The 20,343-nt window shown below is 60.6% G+C and carries 16 protein-coding genes and 1 pseudogene; 5 read left to right on the top strand and 12 right to left on the bottom strand.

Features of this window, described 5'->3' with window-relative positions:
- Positions 1–58: 58 nt before the first annotated feature.
- Positions 59–3,364 (bottom strand): adenylate/guanylate cyclase domain-containing protein, encoded by a 3,306-nt coding sequence (locus SBC1_RS20595; RefSeq protein ID WP_241202138.1) that lies wholly within the window; start codon positions 3,362–3,364, stop codon positions 59–61.
- A 467-nt stretch (positions 3,365–3,831) separates the two neighbouring features.
- Here SBC1_RS20595 and SBC1_RS20590 point away from each other — a divergent pair, with 467 nt between their 5' ends.
- From SBC1_RS20590 to SBC1_RS20580, 3 genes are all read left to right on the top strand, one after another.
- Positions 3,832–6,063, top strand: a complete 2,232-nt coding sequence (locus SBC1_RS20590; RefSeq protein ID WP_165097181.1) for a SulP family inorganic anion transporter — start codon at positions 3,832–3,834, stop codon at positions 6,061–6,063.
- 255 nt (positions 6,064–6,318) lie between these two features.
- A complete protein-coding gene (locus SBC1_RS20585; RefSeq protein ID WP_165097184.1) occupies positions 6,319–6,609 on the top strand; it encodes a hypothetical protein in 291 nt (96 codons plus the stop codon).
- A 143-nt stretch (positions 6,610–6,752) separates the two neighbouring features.
- Positions 6,753–6,968 carry a hypothetical protein gene (locus SBC1_RS20580; protein ID WP_165097187.1) on the top strand — a complete coding sequence of 72 codons (216 nt, stop codon included), beginning with the start codon at positions 6,753–6,755 and terminating at the stop codon, positions 6,966–6,968.
- Between the two features lie 403 nt (positions 6,969–7,371).
- Here the strand turns inward: SBC1_RS20580 and SBC1_RS20575 are convergent, their stop codons facing one another.
- Complete coding sequence (locus SBC1_RS20575; protein WP_165097190.1) at positions 7,372–7,797, bottom strand: hypothetical protein; 426 nt, start codon at positions 7,795–7,797, stop codon at positions 7,372–7,374.
- A 101-nt stretch (positions 7,798–7,898) separates the two neighbouring features.
- Positions 7,899–8,909 carry an IS30 family transposase gene (locus SBC1_RS20570; protein ID WP_241202270.1) on the bottom strand — a complete coding sequence of 337 codons (1,011 nt, stop codon included), beginning with the start codon at positions 8,907–8,909 and terminating at the stop codon, positions 7,899–7,901.
- 63 nt (positions 8,910–8,972) lie between these two features.
- On the opposite strand from SBC1_RS20570, the pseudogene SBC1_RS39965 reads away from it, so the two are divergent.
- Positions 8,973–9,119 (top strand): annotated as a pseudogene (locus SBC1_RS39965) (hypothetical protein); the annotation flags it as partial.
- A gap of 86 nt (positions 9,120–9,205) precedes the next feature.
- Positions 9,206–9,751, top strand: coding sequence for a glutathione peroxidase (locus SBC1_RS20565; RefSeq protein WP_165097197.1), 546 nt, complete (start codon positions 9,206–9,208; stop codon positions 9,749–9,751).
- 163 nt (positions 9,752–9,914) lie between these two features.
- Here the strand turns inward: SBC1_RS20565 and actP are convergent, their stop codons facing one another.
- From actP to SBC1_RS20520, 9 genes are all read right to left on the bottom strand, one after another.
- On the bottom strand, positions 9,915–11,558 hold the full coding sequence (gene actP / locus SBC1_RS20560; protein ID WP_165097200.1) for a cation/acetate symporter ActP: 1,644 nt from the start codon (positions 11,556–11,558) through the stop codon (positions 9,915–9,917).
- A complete protein-coding gene (locus SBC1_RS20555; RefSeq protein WP_165097203.1) occupies positions 11,555–11,917 on the bottom strand; it encodes a DUF485 domain-containing protein in 363 nt (120 codons plus the stop codon). Before SBC1_RS20555 ends, actP begins: the two co-directional genes overlap by 4 nt.
- A gap of 78 nt (positions 11,918–11,995) precedes the next feature.
- Positions 11,996–13,231 carry an FAD binding domain-containing protein gene (locus tag SBC1_RS20550; RefSeq protein ID WP_165097253.1) on the bottom strand — a complete coding sequence of 412 codons (1,236 nt, stop codon included), beginning with the start codon at positions 13,229–13,231 and terminating at the stop codon, positions 11,996–11,998.
- Positions 13,232–13,233: 2 nt separating this feature from the next.
- A complete protein-coding gene (locus tag SBC1_RS20545; protein ID WP_165097256.1) occupies positions 13,234–13,722 on the bottom strand; it encodes a VOC family protein in 489 nt (162 codons plus the stop codon).
- Positions 13,723–13,892: 170 nt separating this feature from the next.
- Entirely contained in the window at positions 13,893–14,627 is a 735-nt protein-coding gene (locus SBC1_RS20540; protein ID WP_165097259.1) for a TetR/AcrR family transcriptional regulator, read from the bottom strand.
- An 86-nt stretch (positions 14,628–14,713) separates the two neighbouring features.
- On the bottom strand, positions 14,714–15,844 hold the full coding sequence (locus SBC1_RS20535) for an FAD-dependent monooxygenase (RefSeq protein ID WP_165097262.1): 1,131 nt from the start codon (positions 15,842–15,844) through the stop codon (positions 14,714–14,716).
- A gap of 26 nt (positions 15,845–15,870) precedes the next feature.
- Positions 15,871–18,135: a molybdopterin cofactor-binding domain-containing protein gene (locus SBC1_RS20530; RefSeq protein ID WP_165097265.1), complete on the bottom strand. Its 2,265-nt coding sequence runs from the start codon at positions 18,133–18,135 to the stop codon at positions 15,871–15,873.
- The gene (locus tag SBC1_RS20525) at positions 18,132–18,644 is read right to left on the bottom strand and encodes a (2Fe-2S)-binding protein (protein ID WP_165097268.1); all 513 of its coding nucleotides are present in this window, start codon (positions 18,642–18,644) and stop codon (positions 18,132–18,134) included. Before SBC1_RS20525 ends, SBC1_RS20530 begins: the two co-directional genes overlap by 4 nt.
- Positions 18,641–19,921: a cytochrome c gene (locus SBC1_RS20520; protein ID WP_165097279.1), complete on the bottom strand. Its 1,281-nt coding sequence runs from the start codon at positions 19,919–19,921 to the stop codon at positions 18,641–18,643. The genes SBC1_RS20525 and SBC1_RS20520 overlap by 4 nt, the downstream gene beginning before the upstream one ends.
- Positions 19,922–20,343 lie beyond the last annotated feature (422 nt).

The raw sequence follows: 20,343 nt of genomic DNA, 5'->3' as shown, positions 1-20,343 counted from the left end.
CATGTGTTTTGTCAACGCCGCTGTTCGATCCAAACCAGCCGGCCATGACGCAACGTCGTTATGCAGCGAGCGCTGCGTCCATCGCAGGCAGATAGCTGTTGAACCCGGCCTCCACAAGGGCTGCGCGAACGCGCCGGAGTTCTTGCCGGGTCTCTTCGCGAGAATGGTCTTGCAGTGCGCGAGCAAGGGCGCGGCCGCGGGCTGCAAACAAGTCTGCCCAGGGCAGAGGCTCGGCACGCGCATAGTCTTCGAGCGTCGCGACGTAACGCAGTGCGCCGGCCGCATCGCTAGCGGACAGCATCGCTTCAATGGCGTCGCGGTAGAACCAGAGATGATTGTGGCCGACCGCGCCTCGGCGCAGGAGGTCAGCCCCCTCGCGGAGCAGTCGCTCACGCTCGCCGTCGTCCTCGACCGCGCGGCTCAACGCGCCCACGGCCTTGGGTGCGCTGAACTGCGTGCCCACTTCGCGGCAGATCGTTAGCGCTTCACGCAACAATTCAGCGGCGTCTTTCCGGTGACCGCTATCGAGCAGCACGCGAGCCCGCATTTCCGCACTCTGTGCCTCAAAGCGGCGCGCGCCCAGTTGAAGGATGAGTTGCATCTCCCGCTCCAGATGGATCAGCGTAGCCTCCATGTCGCCCATTTCGTAGCAGGCAAAGACGCCCAACGTTTCGCACAACATTTGGGCGCGCGGCTGCCCGACCAACGCGGCCGCGCGCGCAGCGGCGCTTGCGTCCTCCCGCGCTTCGCGCGCCTCGTTAAGGTAGATCCGGCTGAAGCCGGCCATTGAACGATTGGCGACCTCGATACGGCCGAAGCCGTGTTCGCGACTCAACGCTACGCACCGGCTGAAGTACTCGAAGGCGGTGCGCATTCGCCCTTGCGCGTAAGCAGCGTCCGCGAGACCCCCGAGCGAGCGAGCCTCCGCTTCGGGGGAGCCGAGCCGCTGTGCATACGCGAGTCCGTGCTCATGCTGGGCGCGGCAATCCGCGATCTTGCCAAGCGGAAAAAGGATGTTGCCGCGCAGATGATGCAGGCGCGCGAGCTCGGGCACCATATCTCTGCGTTGCGCCACTTGCTGGGCTGCCTCGAGCAACGCAAGCGCTTCGGCGAGTCCTTCGCTCACGCGCAGACCCTCGGCCAGCCCCAGTTGGGATTGACAGAGACTCGCTTCATCTGGAGCCGCGGCCACGGCCGCGCGGTAAGTCGCAATCGATGCGGCGATGTCGCCGAGATCGCGCTGCAATTCGCCCCTGAAACAGATCAGCGCATGGCGGTCCTCATTCGTTTGCGCGAGTTCCAGACCGCGCTCGACCAGCCGCAGTGCCGTCTCGGTAAAGTAAGCAGTGCGCTGCGCGATCGCCGCGTCGAGGTACGCGCGCGGCGCGCGGTCATCCTCGGCACGATCGAGATGCTGCGCACGTAGCACCGGGTCAGTCGGCGCGAACCAGTCGGCCGTCAACCGATGCAATTCGCGGCGGCGCGCCCGCAGCAGCGTTGAGTAGGCGCTCTCCTGAATGAGCGCGTGGGCAAACAGAAAATCTTCGCCTTCTGGCAAGACGAGTGCGTTGGCAACGAGCCCGTCGCAGACATACTCAGGGTCGTCGATCAACCGTCGCAGCAAGGCGAGGCCAAAGCGCTGGCCGATTACCGCGGCAGCCTGGAACGCTTCGCGTTCGCGCGGCGGCAGCCGGTCCATGCGCGCCAGTACGAGGCTCTGGATGGTCGCCGGGACGGCTTCTTCGCGGCCTTCCTCCGCGTTGTGCAGGAGTTGCTCGAGGAACAGCGGATTGCCGCCCGCCCGTTCGATGCAGGCACGCGCGATACGCCCGGTTGCATCGATAAAACCGCCCGCAAGATGCAGCGCCTCTTCGCAACGCAGCGGCCCGAGATCGATTGTCGCGAAGGAGGTGGCCCGGCAACTGGCCCGCCACGCCGCGTCGAGCGGATCGCCGTCCACCCGCGAAGTCATTACAAGCAGACCTGGCCCTTTTGTGACAGCTGAGGCAAGGGCGCTAAGGTAACCGAGCACCTGCGGGTCGGCCCAGTGCAGGTCTTCCACGACAATCATGATTGGGCCGCGCCTGCAGGCCTCTTCGGCGATCGTCCTGACGACCGTGCGTTTGCCGCGCGTGCGGGCAGAACTGTCCATAGCGTCGTAGAGCGTGCGCCATTCGCCGGTCTGCGTGAGGTCGAGGATGTCATGGATAAACATGAGCTGTTCAGCGCCGACGGCCCCAGAAGCGCCGATGCGTGCGGCGGCGGCACGCCGGGCATCGGCATCGGCTCCGGCGCCGGCCGGCAAGCCCAGCATGCTGCCAACGATGGTGCGTATGGGGTCCTGGTCCTTTCCCACGCCAAAATCCAGAACGAGGCCGCGGTGGCTGGCCATTCCCAGCGTTTCGGCGAAGCGGCGCATCTCTTCGACGAGTCGCGTCTTGCCGATGCCCGCCTCGCCGCGCACGTACACGACCTGGCCGACCCGTTGCTGCAGGCACGCGTGGACGAGACCCTTGAACTGCTCGAACTCAGCCTTGCGGCCAACAAAAGGACTGCGGCTCGCCGTGCCGGTATCGCTTGTGAGACCGTGCAGGCGCCACACGCGCACGGGCATGTCGATTCCTTTGAAGCGCATTGTGTCGGCGACCTCGCTGATCACGGCACTGCCGAGCGTGCGATGCACGCTGTCAGAGAGGAGCGTCTCTCCGGGGCCGGCGGCGGCGACCAGCCGGGCCGCCAGATTCACGGAATCGCCGAGCACTGTGTAGTCCTGGACGTCTGCGCGGCCGAGCGGACCCGCGACCACCTCGCCGCTGGCGATACCGACGTGCGCCTTCAGCGTTCGCGACGCGTGTCCGCTCAACCCCGCGCTCAACCCATTAAGCGCCTCGTGAATATCCAGTGCGGCGCGCGCCGCGCGCAGTGGATCGGTGTCGTGCGCGCGTGGCGCGCCGAAGATTGCCATTACGGCGTCGCCGATGTGCTTGTCGATCGTGCCGCCGTAGCCAAGGACGATGCTGTCGACGAGCGCCGTGTAACGGCTGGTCACATCGCGCAACTCTTCTGGATCGAGCGCTTGCGAAAGCGCGGTGAAACCGCAGAGATCGGCAAAGAGAATGGTGACCTGGCGGCGCTCACCTGCGGGCGCATTCACAGCGCACGACGCTGCACACAGTGCAGCATCGCGCTGATCGGCAATCGCCAGCAGAATGCGCTTGCGGTGGCCAAGCGAGAGGATGCCGAGCTCTTTCAGATCCGCGTCGTTGAGCTGGGCCAGCATCGCAAGATCGATGTCGTTTTCGGCGAACGCGGGAGCATACTGATCCAACCCCAATGCATGCAGCCACTGATCGATATCCATCATTGCCGCCCAGTCCGGTTCTTTCGACGCGGCTCGCGCAAACGCCGTCGCAGCTCAGTCATAGGCAGTCGTGGGACCGTTCGCCCGGGCCGAACCCACTGCGTCAACTGATCAGACGAATCGACGCAACATTGGCGGCCAGACGTCAGGGGCTCCACGCCGCCCCTGTCCCCAAGGCTGTCCAGATAAACACAGTGTACGTCCAGCCAGCCGGTATCCGATACGGGGCGTGTACGACGAAGATTTCACATGCACAGGCCAGATGCGCTAGAGCGGGGCGCAGCGCGTTTGACATGGTTCGGGAGCACGGTGGATACTGCATAGCGAATCGGGAACGGCGTCGGGCGAGCGGAACGCACTGTCATTAGTCATCCGGAACGATTCGTCATGTTCGAACAAGACAAACCGCTGCGCGTCGCGCGAACGGCGCGGCTCAGGCGAAATCCGGCCCGCACTTACTGGGGAGCGCCGTGAAGGCAGGCAAGACAGATTCCTCACCGGAAGTGCGCTCCGACTCAGCCCTTGCGGGACTGATCGGCGACCTGACTGCCGGCACCGTATCGACCCTCGTCATGCTCTGCTACGCCATGAGCCTCGGCACCATGATCTTTAGCGCGGATCTTGCCCGATACGCCCAACTGGGTGTGCCCACGGCTCTCGTCAGTTGTGTTGTGACCGCGCTGGTGATCGCTTTGACCAGTTCGATGCGCGTCAACATTGCCGGGCCAGACAGCAACGCGACTGCGTTTCTCGTCGGCGTTGCTGCGGGTGTCGCGAGCAGCGTGCGCACCGACGGCGGGTCAGTCCATGCAGTCCTGGTGACGGTGCTGATCGCCATCGCGCTGTGTTCGGTTGTGACCGGCCTTATCCTGTATGCGATCGGTTCGTCGAGGCGCAGCCGTTCGTTGCAGTTCCTGCCGTACCCGGTCGTGGGCGGCTTCCTGGCCGGCACCGGCTACCTGCTGCTGGCGGGCGCGTTTCGTGTGCTCACCGGAAAGGCTCTGCACTGGCATACATTGGCGCTGCTGACGCACCTGCACTGGATCGTATGGACACCCGCAGTGCTGGTAGGCGTGCTAACCACAATCCTGTCACGTACGTGGAAACACGCTGCAGCGCTGCCCCTGAGCCTGGCGTCCGGTATCGCCCTGTTCTACCTCCTGCTCCATGCGGCAGGCCTGTCAACCGATGACGCACGCAGCATGGGACTGCTGCTTCCGCACGTGGCGCTGCAGACGATCCAGATTCCGGAGTTGCGCTTGCCAGTGTTATTCGGGGGCGGGGAAATCGACTGGTCGGCAATTGGCGCACACCTGCCGGAAACCCTGGTCGTAACGTCGATCTCGGCAATCACGATCCTGATGAACTCAACTGCGATCGGTGCGACGACGGGGGAGGATATCGATCTGAACCGGGAGATGCGGGCGGCCGGCCTCGCCAACATTGCGAGCGGCATGCTGGGCGGAATGGTCGGCTACCAGTCGTTCAACCGTTCAATGCTCAACGCGCGCGCGGGCGCGACAAGTCGTATGGCGGGCATATTCGCCTCCCTCGCCTGTCTGGTCGTGCTTGCCGTCTCGCCGGACCTGGTGGCGCTGTTCCCCGTGCCGGTGCTGGTCGGATTGCAGCTCTTCATGGGGCTGCGTCTGTTGATACAGTGGCTCGTGGGCGCGTATGGCAAGCTCAATTGGCACGAGTATCTGCTTGTGCCGCTTATTCTCGGCGTGATTGCCTTCTACGGCGTCGTCGCTGGCGTGGTGGTGGGTATGGTTGCCGCATGCGTGATGTTCGCGCTGCTGTACGGTCGCGTCAGTTGCGTGCGCATGGAGTTCGATGCCAGTACCCGTACATCGAATGTCGAGCGCAGTATTGAAGCAACCCAACGGCTACACGAACTCGGCACACAGGTATGCGGGGCCTGCCTGCAGGGATTCCTCTTCTTCGGCACCGCCAATTCGATCCTGCAGCGCATGCGCGAACGACTGGCCGAGCATGATCAGGTACCGGTTCGCTTCGTCGTGCTGGACTTCGCCTCGACCAATGGTATGGACGCGTCGGTATCGGTCAGCTTCGTCAAGCTAAGACAACTGTGCGCGACGGTCGACGCGGACCTGGTGTTGACTGCGCTGCCGGCACGCTCGCGTGACCTGCTTGCGAAATCCGGCACGCTCAATCTCCGCATTCACGAGTTTGCTACGCTGGACGCCGGACTTGAATGGGTCGAGGACAAGCTCCTTGCAGTGGATTCACACACGCCTGCTCGCGGGGAAGAAAATCTTTACGCAATGCTGGCGCCGCATTTCACATCGCAGGCCCTCGACAAACTATCAGCTCTTCTGGAGGTGTGCGACCTCGGCGAGGGGCAATTGCTGTTCCGTCGCGGCGAGCCGGGTGAGGTCATGTACATCGTCGAGCGCGGCCGCGTCACCGTCTCATTGCCGCTTGTCGATGGGACGTCAGTCCGGCTGCGTTCGTTTGGCCCTGGAACGATCGTGGGTGAAATGGCGGTCTACACACACAAGCCGCGCACCGCGAATGTGTTCGCCGAGGGGCCCGCGCGTGTCCGGCGTCTGTCGCTCGCAGCGTTGCGTGCACTCGAGCAGGACGATCCCGTGACAGCACAGCAATTTCATCGGTTTGTCGTCCAGGTCATGGCGTCGCGGCTCGCCGTCGCAGACGAAGCCATGCGCGCGGCCCATTGACAGGTAAGCCGCGGCATCGAGGCACACGGTTACCGTAACGCCGCCGATCCGGCTCGTCGTTGCGGAACCGTTCTGCGCTCAAGCGCGGACGACACCACCAGGCAAGCAAGCTGTTGCCGGGCGTCGTTTTTACAGAACTTATACGGTGGGAAGCGTTCTTTCGACACGGCAATTACCGCGGACGGTCAACAATATCGAGCGATCCGAAGACGGACCAATTTTCGCAAGATCGAAACTATAAAAAGCGGGAGTATTATGACCGACGACGTTGGGACCTTGATTGCAGAAATTCAACGATACGCTGGAAACCGCGCGCAGGACGTGACACGTGGCGCGGAAACGCCGGCGCTGGCCGCGCTGATGGTCGAGAAATTTGGTGAAGGTCTGGTGAAGGCGGGGCACCTGCTGGGAGTTTCGCGGGCTGATGAACTCAAGCGTGAAATCGACCGCCTGGTACGCGAGATCGACGTGCAATACCCCAAGCATCTTCAATACCGTTTTGAAGCGCGCCCGGCGGGACTGGCCATTAACGGCACTGCCCACTGAGCGTTGCTTAGGCCGACGTGAAAAAAAGGCGTGCTTGGCTGCTTCCCGGCCTTGTGATGGATACAGAGCACTACCAAGTATTGATTGATTGAGTTTTTATGCGAACTCCTTCAGCCGGTGCGCACCAATTTACAGAGGATGTCATGGCTTTCAAACAAACCAAGGGCAACGTGACCGTTGAGGCTTGTGTTCTGCCCTCTCCTGGCCAGATGTTTAAAGGCGCGATCCGTGTGACAACGGTTCGTGACACGAAGACGATCGAGCGAGTGACGGGGCGCGGCTGTGGCCGCCCGATGCGCGACGCTGCCGCAGCATTGGCGATGGCTGAAACTGCCGCCAGACAGATGATTGGCGTCTAAGCTTTTACAGGCCCAACAGCTGCAAGTGGACGTTGCGATCGCTCACGGGGCAGTGCGTTCCACGTCATTGCAAGATCCAGTTGCTCGACACGGTCGATCGGCGGCTGGGTGAAGACGCGAATTTTAGGTACTCGCCAGAGCCACGGACGTGTGAATTCATGCGTCTCGCGAATTCTGGCATGAACACGCTCGCCACCAATGCTCTCTCGTAAGCCCGAGTTGCGAAGCAACCAGCATGGCCTCACGCGTTTTTGCTACCTGGGTTAGCTGTTGGAATAGCAACGGAAACTGATGGAAGTGTAGACGCGGCGCGTCTCATCAGGGAACGAGAAGCGATACGCCACCCTTGCAGCGGTAGTAGTCAGAAAGCAGAGTACTACCGCTGAACGTCATCTCATTGCAATCAAAGGGGCACAATGGATGCTGCGTGCGATACGCCATAGCGTTTCAGCGTTTCAAGTGCATGCTCCGACACAATGAGCTGCAACCCTGATGCAATGCCAAAATCATCCTTACTCGGCTCACCTATAACCTTGAGCCAAATAAAATCAGGGACACTTTTATTTGGATAGAGTTCTTTAAATTGATCTGATAACGTAATTTTAGCAAAGGCAAATTCGACACCTGACAATTTCTGAATTTCGATTTCTTGAGCCAACTCCTTCGTAACGATATAACAAGGCGTACTTTCCAATAGGTGATCGCCAAGCCACCCTTCAAATTCATAGTGTAAATCAGTGACGACCATCTTCCCGGATGAGCGATCGATCACTGTATGCTGTCCAAGTCCGCCTGCAACCTCGGGCTCTACTATAAAAAATTTTGCCATTTTTCATTACCTTACAGGCGGCTCAAACAGCGAGCCAAATTTATCATCAATTTCTGTTGCCTTTTGGAGGGCGGTTTCAAACCGAAGCGCAACAGGAGGGGCTAGTGTTTAGAGCCTTGAGGTTGGCTTGCTGAGGCAAGTGTCGCAGCGAAGACCTCGAATGGCGAATGGAACGCGTGAGTGGCGCGCGGGCGGCTGTTCAGACTGTCGGCGATCGCGTCGAGTTCTTCCTGACTGTAGACCGATAGGTCCGTGCCTTTAGGCAGATACTGGCGCAGCAGCCCGTTGGTGTTCTCGCAGGTTCCACGTTGCCAGGGGCTATGTGGGTCACAGAAGTAGACATTCACGCCGGTGGCGGCGGCCAGCTCCTTATGCCGCGACATTTCTTTGCCCTGGTCGTAAGTAAAGCTTTGCCGTAAGGGCGCCACAATCGAATTGAGTTTGGCGGAGAAGCCCGCTAGCGCTGACGCGGCGGTGGCGTCCTCCATCTTGGCAAGCAGCACCAGGCGGCTGGTGCGCTCGACCAGAACGCCTACAGAGGATTGGTTGTTCGCACCCTTGATGAAGTCGCCTTCCCAGTGACCTGGCAGCAGTCGGTCTTCAATTTCGGGCGGGCGCACGTGGATACTGACCATGTCGGGAATCTGTCCGCGCCGGTCGGTGCCCCGCGTGCGTGGCATGCGCGTGCTGTGGCCATGGCGCAGGCAGGCAATGAGTTGGCGGCGCAGTTCACCGCGCGGCTGAGCGTAGATGGCCGTGTAGATGGTTTCGTGCGAGACGTGCTGGGTCGAGTCGGTTGGATACATGCGCTTCAGTGTGCCCGATATCTGCTGAGGCGACCATTTCCACTCAAGCAGGGTGAGAACGATGCGCCAGCAGACACTTTGCGGGCAAAGCTTGGCGGGAGGGCGTGACGCACTGCGGCGCGCGCTGCAAAGCGCTGCAGCAGGCACTGATGCATAGCCAACAGGAGAGCTGTTTCGCGTTAACTCGCGGCTGATAGTTCCCGGCGAGCGCCCAAGTATGCGAGCCATGGCTCGCATACTTGAACCCTGCAGATGCAAGCTTGCAATGATCAGGCGTTCTTCAGGCTGCAGTTGCTGGTAAGAAATTTTTTCGGGCATTGCGACACCTTATACGAGATAGGTGTTGCACTTCGCTTTTGAGGCCGCCCACTCTATGCATCGCGCGAGTATCTGGATGCGAAGATTGCCACGTGGATAACGTTCTTGCGTGACCATGTTGCGGCATCGTTACTGGCAGGTCAGTCCGCAACGAAGGTCGCTCCATTGAAGAGAACGGACGACCCGTGCAGCCACTGACGGTCCGGAGTAGGATAGACCGCGCTTGATAAATTCCCTGGAGCGCTTGATCCCTTCCTCTATCGAGTCAGAACCCGAGTCAGAACATGAGCCAGACAATCTACGATATCCCCGTGAAATCCATCGACGGCGCAGCGCTTACGCTTGAGCCGTTCAAGGGCAAGGTCTTGCTGATCGTGAACGTGGCCTCCAAGTGCGGGCTCACGCCGCAATACGAAGCGCTGGAGAAACTCTATGAGGACAAGCGGGCCGAAGGACTTGAAGTGCTGGGCTTTCCGGCGAACAACTTCAAGGGTCAGGAGCCAGGCAGCGACGCAGAGATCATGGAGTTTTGCAGCCTGACCTACGACGTGAAATTCCCGATGTTCTCGAAGGTATCAGTGGTCGGCGCCGACCAGCATCCGCTGTACCAGACGCTGACCAGCACGCAGCCGGACACAACCGGGGACGGCCCGTTTCGCGAACGGCTCAAAGGCTACGGCATTGAACCGAACCCGGCGCCCGATGTGTTGTGGAACTTCGAGAAATTCGTGATTGGCAGGGACGGCCGCGTAGCAGGCCGTTTCTCGCCGGATGTCACAGCAGATGATCCGCGCCTGCTTGAGGCTATTCAAACCGCACTGTCGAACTGAGCTAAGCAGCGGTTCAGCAGCACTGCGGCTGCGCGGTAAGACCGTCGGCAGGACCGGCGATCGCACCGCGCAGTGACTGACATCCAGACGAATTGAGACGAATCGAGACGACACGCAACAAGCACGATTCGTCGATCGTCTTCTCCGCAAGCGCGAATAGCGTTTAGCCTTGCTTCATTATTCCAAGCTCGCAGTCCACGAGTTGATTGCCATACAACGCGCGTTCCCGTACCGCTTGTGTCGACCTGTCGGTGACGGAGAAAAAGAAAATGCCGGCGAATGCGACGATCATCGAGAAAAGGGCCGGGTACTCATACGGGTAGAGCGCATGCGCATGTCCGAGCACCTGGACCCAGACAGTCGGACTGAGGATGGTCAGCACCACTGCGGTGACGAGGCCGAGCGAGCCGCCGATCACTGCACCACGCGTTGTCAGTCCGCGCCAGTAGATGGAAAGCAGGATGACCGGGAAGTTGGAGCTGGCTGCAATCGAGAACGTCAGGCTCACGATAAACGCAATATTCTGCTTCTCGAACGCAATGCCGAGCAGGATCGCGAGCATGCCGAGAACCAGCGTTGTTGCCCGCGAAACGCGCATTTCGTCCCGGTCCGACGCCGTTCCTCCGCGCATCACGTTGGCGTACAGGTCATGGGAGATCGCCGATGAACCTGCGAGCGTCAGACCAGCGACTACCGCGAGTATGGTCGAGAAAGCCACGGCGCAGATAAACCCGAGGAAGACGTTCCCGCCCACCGCATGCGCCAGATGAATGGCGACCATGTTTGCGCCACCAATCACTGCACCTGACGACGTGTGGTAACGCGCGTCGGTCGCTACCAGTGCAATGGTGCCGAAGCCGATGATGATGATCAGCGCATACCCGACTCCGACAATCCCGGTTGCATAGAGAATGCTCTTGCGGGCGGCCTTGACGTTGCCTACGGTGAAGAATCGCATGAGGATGTGCGGCAGACCGGCGGTGCCGAAGATCAACGCCAGTCCGAGCGACACCGCGGACACCGGATCAGAGACCAGACCCCCCGGGCTCATGATGGCGAGATGTTTCGGGTGGGCGAGAATTGCCTGGGAGAAGAGGGCATTCAGGCTGAAGCCGAAGCGCTCAAGCACCATGAACGCCATGAATGCGGCGCCGGCCAGCAGCAGGGCCGCCTTGATAATCTGGATCCACGTGGTTGCCAGCATTCCGCCGAAGAACACGTACACCACCATCAAGACGCCAACGATCACCACGGCGACTGTGTAGTTGAACCCGAACAGCAACTCGACGAGTTTGCCTGCCCCCACCATCTGCGAGACCAGATAAAGCAGGACGATCACAATGGAACTCGATGCGGCAAACGCGCGTATGGGGCGCTGTTGCAGACGGTGCGACACGAGATCCGCCAAGGTGTAGCGGCCAAGGTTACGCAGGGGTTCGGCAATCAAAAAGAGGATGATGGGCCAGCTGGCCAGGAATCCGATCGAGTAGATCAGGCCGTCGTAGCCACTTGTAAAGACCAAGGCAGAAATGCCGAGCAACGACGCAGCCGACATATAGTCTCCCGCAATCGCCCAGCCGTTCTGGAAGGCGGAAATCTTCCCACCCGCGGCGTAATGGTCGGCGACGCTGTTGTTCTTGCGCGCTGCCCACCGGGTGATAAACAGCGTGGACGCGACGAAGAGCAGGAACATGCCGATTGCAATGGGATTGTGTCCCCGCGAGAGAGCGGGCGGACTCGCGGCCCATGCGGGAAGCGCAGTGAGCAGCAGGCTGAATGATGCGAACAATGCGGACAGGCGTCTCATTGCAAATCTCCATTCCTGATCTGACTGACGGCACGATCGTAAGTCGTGTTTGCACGCACGACATACAGCGCTACCAGCGCGAATGTGAAAACGAACATGCCGAAGCCAATGGGGATGCCCCATGTTGTCGGGTAACCCTGCGTCACAGGACGGCCGAGTAGCACTGGCTCAAACGCAAGCGTGAGAATGAACGTGAAATAAACGGCCAGCATGATGACCGTGAGCGTCCACGAGAATGTCCTGCGCGAACGCACCAACGCGCGAAAGCGTGGATCGTCGAGCAGCGGGTTAGCCTTGATGGGCTGGTCCGCTGCGCCATGCCGCGAGGCGGCTTGATAGGCTGGTACGGTGTGTTCCATGAAGTCTCCTTTGGATTGACCTGCTCTCGCATCCGTCGAATGAATTAACGCAGGAGCGAGCCCATCCGGCGTGCTAAATCAGAACCGAGCGGGTACTGCCGTCTCCCGCATCACGGCCTCGGGCGTGCGATAACGCTCAGCCATCACACGGTCCGTTTCATTCTTTAGTTGTGCTTGCATGTACGCGCCGAGGTGGCGCGCGTGCTGGACGATGGCCGCGCCCACCTGCGTGCGAATCCGGCTGTACTCCGCCAGTGCGCGTCGAACATCTGCTTCACTGGTTAGCGCGGCGGTCAGCGCCATGGCGTCGCCGGCCGCTTTGGTGACACCCATGCCGCAATGCGGACGCGCAACAAATGCCGCGTCGCCCAGCAGCGCGATACGGCCGAATGCCATCCGGGGAACCTCGAGATCGAAGATAGGCTGGAAGAGCGGTTGTTTGGCCCGGGTCACCACCTCGGCGAATTGCGGTGCAAGCAGCGTGGTGGCCGCTTCTTCCATGTCAGCCAGAACCTCTGGCCGGATCAACGTTGGCGGAATGCCACCGCTCCAGCGCTTTCCGCTCGCGTCGGTCAGCAAGTCCGGCAGGTCGGCATCCTCGCTGGTGGCGCGATACCACACGAAGTTGTAGCGGCGTTCGCCGGGTGTCGTGCTGTTGCCTTGGCCAGCCACCGGATAACCGAGAATCTGTTCGTGCGGAGGCAGGCAGAACGCGAACTTATCGAACAGCGCATCACGGGTTGGCTTCGACAACGACATCTCGTCGACCAGGCCACGCCATGCTATGTAACCGGCATACTCCAGCTTGACATCGGGCAGAAGCTGTCCGCGAATCTCGGACTTGAAGCCATCGGCTGCAATGACCATGTCGGCCTCGTGAATGCTACCGTCGCTGAGAGAAACCGTTGCGTGTTCCGGGCCGTCTTCAACAGATGTCACCGTGCCGCCGGAGTGGTAGTGACAGTCTGGCAAGGCTGACCGAAGGACGTGATACATCTTTGCCCACGCAGTGAGTGTCTGCGGCAGCGAACGTTCGGACAGCACGCTGCCGTCCTGCCCGAGCGTTACGCGCGACAACACCTTCACGCCAATCGAATCATCGATCACGACCCCGGCCGACTTCAGGGCATCGAACAGTTCCGGGTGCGTGACGATCCCTGCACCTCGACCGGCAAGCTCGTCCGGCACACGCTCGAACACGTCGACATCCCAGCCGTTGCGGGTAAGCAGGTTCGCGGCGAACAGTCCGCCCAGGGAACCGCCAACGATGATTGCTTTCGGCCGCGCTTTGAAAAATGCGGAAGCGTTCGTCATGTTCAATCTCCTGCCTTCACGAATTCCTGTGGGCGCGCAGCGGCGTGCGGAACGCTCAGATGGGCGACTTCCGCGGCAGGAAAATTCAACTCGATAGTGACGCCGGATGGGTCTTCAATGAAGACTTGATGTAGTCCGAGGCTCGGTACGGTACGGTCACGCCACGTTATGTTTTCCGACTGCAGTGTTTTCCACATCTGCTCGACGCCCGTTGCAAGGAAGGCAATATGGTCGATGGTTCCCGTGCCTGCGGCCGGCAACGCTTTGTCGCCGAGATACGCGGTAAGGCCATCTGGATTGTTTGGGTCCACGCCAATGATATGAACCGTGCCGAAGTCGTGTTCGTCGTCGCCTTTGTAGAGCCAGGCGCCGGAAAAGTCGAAGGGCGGGCGGTACCCCTGCTTAAAGCCGAGCACTCGCTCATAGAAGCGGCAGGATTTCTCGAGATCGTGGGTGCGGATCGAGTAGTGGGCAAGTTTGGTCACTGGCATGGGAGTCTTCCTTAATTTATCGAACGATCATTGATCGATTGATAAATTGTAGGTCAACGAGTGGCCCGGATAAAGCAGTGAATCGCAGGTGTTTACCCTGCTCGCGGAGCAGGGGATGCAGGGCCAACGGACGTTCTTGATCGCAATCCGCGGAGAGCGGGATCGGGGTGCTACGGGGTGGAGATTGCGCGTTTTCCCGTGGTGGCCGGGGCCATTTTCTTCAATACGGCGGGCGTGCCGTTCAGGAATGCGTCAACCTGGCGCTCGACGTGCGCATCCAGATCCTTGGGAACGGGAAGTCCATACACCCACTGACGCATGCCGATATAAAAAATGCTCGCATGCAGGCTCCAGATCAATTCGAGTTCCGCTTCTTGCGCAGCGCGTGTGGTTGGCGCGGGGATGTTGTAGGTCGCACGGATTTCGCGCATGACCGGGCGGAATATCCGTTCGCGCAACTTCTCCAGATAGCGGGTATTGATCCCTTCCCGCGTGAGGCCGGCAAAAATGAAAGTACGAATCCATTCACGCTGCAGGATGACCCGCGAGTAGGCTTTGTAAAGTGTGCACAGGCGTTCCTGCAGAGGAATTCGATGGTCGGCGATCAGGCCTTCCCACTCGGGGTCCCATCGATACACTTCGTTGTACACACGGTCGATCAATGCGTCTTTGCTGGGGAAATAACGATAGAGCAATGGTTGCGTAACGCCAATCTGCTTGGCCAGTTCTCGCGTACTGCCGGAAAAGCCGTGGGTAGCAAAATGCTCGATGGCTTTCTCAACAATCTGCTGTTCCCGATCTTCGGGCGACATGCGTTTGCCGGGCGTCGCTGCCTCCGGCGTCTCTGCGGCAGCGCGGTCCGCCTTCCCCGACGGGCTGGTTGCTGGGCGCTTTTGCCGTGGCATTGTATTCCCCTTATCGAACGATTATTAACAGAGGAAATATAGCAGGTTCGAGGGGGTACCCCACTCCCACGCATGCGTTTCTGAGTTCAGAGGGTCGTCGTGCCGAGCCCGAAAGTTGCTGCCAGTTGCGGTCCTTCCAGTACGAGTGGCGCGACCGCCACGCGCCGTGCACTGGCCCAGTCCGCGAGTTGTCGGGTGACATTTGCACCGGAGGACGTCAGAGTCTCGGCAAGCGACACGGCATCGTCTGCCGCCTTGGACGTTCCCGAACCAGTATGCGGCCGCAGCGTGCACGCTGCGTCACCTACCAGGGCGACCCGGCCCTCGGCGAAGCTGGGACTGAGCGCGTCGAAGATGGCCTGCACGAACGGTGCTCCAGTGGCTAGTACCAACTGCGAAAGCACAGCGGGCAAACGTTCACGGGCAAGCGTGGTGAGCTCGGCAACTGACGCGGCGGCCAGTTGCCCCGCGCTGATCGATGCATGGTGCGGCTGCCCCGCGTGATCGGTCAAATGCCGCTGCAGGTCGGCGGCATCGGTTTCGTTGCGATACCAAAGCCAGTTGAAGCGGCGTTTCCCCGGCGTCAGTGAGCCGTCCAGAGCGGGAATCAGGAATACCATGAATAACTCGCCCGGCTGTTTGTGCAACGTCATATTTTCAGCGAGATCGGCGACGTCGGCAGCATTGAAAAGAGCCTCATCAACAATACCGCGCCACGCAATGTAGCCCGCGAACGACGACTGGTAGCCAGGAAAAAGTTGGGACCGCAAGCGTGAGCCTGTGCCGTCCGCCGCGATCAGGACATCCGCCTGCTCGGTCGGGCCATTGTCGAAGAGGATGTCAACAGCGTGGTCGTCCTGTTCGAAGCCAGTCACTTCGCGGCCATAGTGAATGCACTGCGCCGGGAGCATGGCGCATAGCGACCGGTAGACCGCGTCCCAGGAGGAAAAGGGCAGTATTTCAGGTTCGTCGCGGATGACGGAACCGTCCGGGGCAATCCATCTCCGCCGATGAGTTGGCACGCTGAGCATGTCACGACAGTAGTGACCGTGGGCCTCCAGGAATCGCAGCATGCGACGTAAAACGACCACGCCGCCACCTTGCCCGCGAAGCGCGTGCCCGGAGCGCTCGTAGATGCGAACGTCGTGGCCGGTGCAATTCAATGTGAGGGCGGTCGCAAGCCCTGAAATAGAACCGCCTGCAATTGCAATTTTCATCTCGGATGCACGCTGAAGTAAAAGCGCTAGACCTCGATCTGCCTGCGCAAGCTGTCGCCGCCTAACGGCATCTGACGAAGACGCTTGCCTGTTGCGTCGAAGAGCGCGTTGGCGAGTGCTCCGGCGGCGGGGCCCATGGACGCCTCGGCACTGCCAAGAAACGGCGCGCCGGGCCGATCGATCAAATGAACTTTCACACTGCTCGGCACGGCGGAAAAACGCAGGATTGGATAGGTGCTCCAGTCAAAGCTTCTGATCCGCGATGTATCGTATTTCAGTTCCTCGTAAAGCGTCCAGCTTGTCGACTGAATGATTCCGCCTTCAATCTGATTGCGGATGCCATCGGGGTTGACGATCTGTCCGCTATCCACTGCGGCTACCGCATGCTCGACCCGCACCTGGCCGGTTTCCCGTTCAACGGAGAGCTCGACCGCGATCGCCACGTAGGCCATCAGGTTCTTGTATTTGCCGAAGGCAAACCCTACGCCACGGTTAGCTTGACGCGGCGGACGCGGCCAGCCGAACTCCTTCGCGGCGAGCCGGATTACATCTTGCGCGCGCGGGTCCTGAAGGTGCTTCAGGCGAAACTCGACGGGATCAGCTTGCGCCGCGAAGGCCAGCTCATCCATGAAACTCTCGATAGCGAACACGTTGGTGTGCGCCCCAAGCGAGCGCATTGCCGACGTATGCAGAGGCATGGTCGGTGAGAAGTTGTTCATGACGTGGACATTGGGCAACGCATACAGCGGGATCGCGTTGCGGTCACCGCCGCCTTCCGGTTGGAGCATTGGCGTTGACGGTGCGGAGACGAATGGCTTGGCGAGCAAGGTGGCGGGCATCAGCCGCCCAGCGTTCACAATGCGCTCGTTGTGGGAACTGCTCCACAGCGCGTAGTTCCAGTCGACGATCCTTCCCTGTGCGTCGAGCGAAGCGCTCACCTCGGTGATCATGGCGGGCGTGAAATGGTCCCACGTATGCTCCTGGTTGCGCATCCATTGCACGCGAACCGGCTGGCCGGGCAGCGCGATCGCAATCAGCGCCGCGTGCGCAGCCGCGTCGTCGGCGGCGTTGTGGCCGTAGCAACCAGAGCCTTCCGTATGGATGCAGCGCACTTTCTCCTTGGGCATTGACAGCATTTCCGCCAAGCCGTCTCGCAACGGATAGACCCCTTGGGAATGGGTCCAGACGGTCAGTTTATCGTTTTCGAACAACGCGACCGAACATGAGGGGCCGATAGAACCGTGCATCAGATAGCGCTTGATATAGGTTGCGCTAAGCGTCCTGACCGCTGGCGCGGCGGGGGCGTGTGTATTGGCGATCTCGATGTGTTGAGTGGCGATCGTCTTGAGGTCCCGGTGCACGGTATCGGGATCGGGAAGTGGGCGACCGGTGCTCCATCGGCTGCCTGCCGACAAGGTTCTCTGTGCGAGAACCGCTTGCCATTCGCCCTTTGCCACGACCGCCAGGAAATTGCCGTTCCGCAGGATCCTCATCACACCGGGCATCTTCATGACCTCAGCCTCGTTGATGTCGAGCAGGGCGGCGTCATAGGAGGGGGGCAGGACGACACGCGCGTGAACCATGTTAGGCATGTGCATGTCCTGCACATAGCTGGCCGCACCTGTGAGCTTGCCCGGGATATCCAGTCGCGGCAGGGAGGTGCCGATCACCTTGAAAGCTTGCGGATCTTTCAGCGGGGACACGGGCGTCGCATTGCGATGCAGGTCTACGTTTTGCACCGCCTCGCCGTAAGTCACCGTGCGTCCGTCCGGTGCGGTGATCCTGGCGTCACTGACCTTCAGTGTTGCGCCGTCGACGCCCAGGCGTTGCGCCGCCGCGTCCACCAGCAGCGCGCGAACCTGCGCCGCGGCGTTCAGCAGCGCGGTGCCGCTATCCGCAATCGTGTGACTGCCGGCGGTCAAACCCTCGTCGGGTGAAAGCCCTGTGTCGGCCGTGAGGAAGGTGATGAGCGACGGGGCCATGTCCAGCTCTTCCGCAGCCACCTGAAGCAAGGCAGTTCTCACGCCGGTGCCAAGCTCCACCTTGCCGGTGAATACCGTGACCTGGCCGTTGGGAGAGATCTTGATCCAGGCGTCCAGCAGCGGATTGGTCTTCAGACTTCCGGCAAGTGATTCGGTTTCCTTACTGATGCGCACGGCGGCGCCTTCATCGGCAACTACTTCTTGCGCCAGCGCGCTCACGCCCGGTACCAGGCTAAAACCTACTATCAGTGCGCCGGATAGCATGAAGCGGCGGCGCCCTTCGTCGAGTTGATTGTCCTGTGCGTTCATTGCGAGACTCCTGTTCCCGCTGCCGCGCCGCTCGTGGGACTGGCGCTGCCCGCTTCGGGAAGGCCCGCCACTTGCCGGATTGCCGCGAGAATGCGCATATGGGTGCCGCACCGGCAAAGGTTCGGTTCCATGTGTTCGCGCATCTGTGCTTCAGTCGGATGCGCCGTGCGCTCGATCAGCGCCTGGGCGCGCATGACCATGCCCGCAATGCAATACCCGCACTGGGCTGCCTGATGTTCAATGAAGGCCTTTTGCAAGGGCCCGGGATGGTCGATCGTGCCCAGGCTTTCGATGGTTCGAACCGCACGGTCGCCAATAGCCGATACCGGCAACAGGCACGAAAAGGTCGCCCGGTCGCCAACAATCACGGTACACGCGCCGCATTGTCCGAGGCCGCAGCCGAACTTGGCGCCGTGGAGTTGCAGGTCGTTGCGAAGCGCATAGAGCAGCGGTGTGGACGGATCAATATCCAGGGCGTGCTGCACGCCGTTTACGGTGAGCTGGATCATCGCGCGTCATTCTCCTTTCGGATTTTCACTACGCTGTCGTTGACGGTCTTCCACTGAGCGCGCTTTGAATAGGCGGAGCGCAGATAGATCGCAAGATCGGCAAGCTGGTTGTTACTGAATACTTCGCCGAAAGGGGGCATGTAGTTGATCGTGTCTTCGCCGTGCCATGGCACGCCGCCCATCATCATCTGAATCGCGTTGCGAGGCGTTTGCGCGTTCACCGCGGTACTGAACGCGAGCGTGGGCCGTTTGCCAATGGTTTGCATGGGGGAGTCTCTGCCATGGCACGATGCGCACGATCCGTTGAAGAGGATGGCGCCCCGCTGTGCGCTCGCCGTTGTAGCGGCGTCCTGCGTGGCAGTCTCGCCAGCCGCTTCCGTCACGGGCTTCTGTATCGACAGCAGATAAGTCGCAATAGCCTCCACGTCTGCTTGCGGCACGGTCGCCAGATCGCGCGTCACGGGAAGCATGGGTCCAGCAGCCGCGCCGTGCTCGCTAGCGCGCCCGGTGCGCAGGTAAGTCACCAGTTGCTCGTGGCTCCAGGGCTTGACCGCATTGCTCAACTGGTTGAGCGGCGGCGCATCCCAGCCATCTACCTGGCCGCCATCAAACGCTTGTCTGGACTTCTCGCCACCGATTACATTGAGTGGCGAGTGGCACGCGGCACAATGTCCGAGGCCATCGACCAGCAGGCGGCCATGGTTCCACTCGACGCTCTGCGCGGCGTCCGCAGTCCTTTCACCGGGTCTCAGGAACATCACGTTCCAGAACGCTACCAGTGGCCTGAAATTCAGGGGGAAGATCAGCTTGTTGTCGGGCGTAGTTGCTTTGACCGGGTCACGACTCATCAGGTATGCATACGCCGCAGACACGTCATGGTCCGACATCCGGGTGAAATGAATATACGGGAAGGCGGGGTAAAGCTGATGACCATCGCGCGAAATACCCCGGCGCACCGCGCGGGTGAACGCGTCCAGCGACCATGCGCCAATGCCGGTATCGGCGTCGGGCGTGATGTTGGTTGCATAGATCGTGCCGAACGGGGTTGCCAACGGCAAGCCGCCGGCGAAAGGCTTGCCGCCCTTGGCGGTGTGGCAGACAGCGCAGTCTCCCAGCGCGACGACGCGGGCGCCATCGAGTTTGAGTTGACGGTCAAATGAGGAGGCACCCGGAGGTTGCACTGCAGCGATGCCCGGCTCCCACATGATCCATAGTGCGACGCAGCCCGCCAGGAGAACCACGGCGATAGCGGCGAAGATTAGCGGCTTGCGAGTCATCGCAGCACCTTTAATCAAGATTGATCCAGAAAATAAACCGGGTTTGACCGGTCAAGCCTGAGAATCGAACGCGCGGGCACGCATGTCCTTACTGAGCCTTTTGCCTTTGTGAAGGCGAATGCGATCTTGCCCACATCGTCCTTGATACGGGCACGTCGATACTCTGGTTCCTGTACGCATAGTAAATGATCGATAGATAAATTGTATAGCGTTTTTTGCCGTAGGTAGTGGCTCGTCACAAGACGAGCTGCCGGTCAGGGTTTTTCCGGGCTGCGCTCGCTCTTGAAGAAAGTGCGCTTTTGTTCGCGCACCTCATACGCAGTGCCAGGCTTGCAGATGCCTTCCGATTATTGGCGAACCAATGCTCAGGTCGTCTTGAGATGCGGTGCGCTAATCGTTATGTTATGCATCATGGACCTGAA

This window comes from Caballeronia sp. SBC1 (genome assembly GCF_011493005.1).
Taxonomy (GTDB): Bacteria; Pseudomonadota; Gammaproteobacteria; order Burkholderiales; family Burkholderiaceae; genus Caballeronia.
Note: the sequence above shows the minus strand (reverse complement) of the source record. Positions and strands in the feature narration are given on the sequence as shown.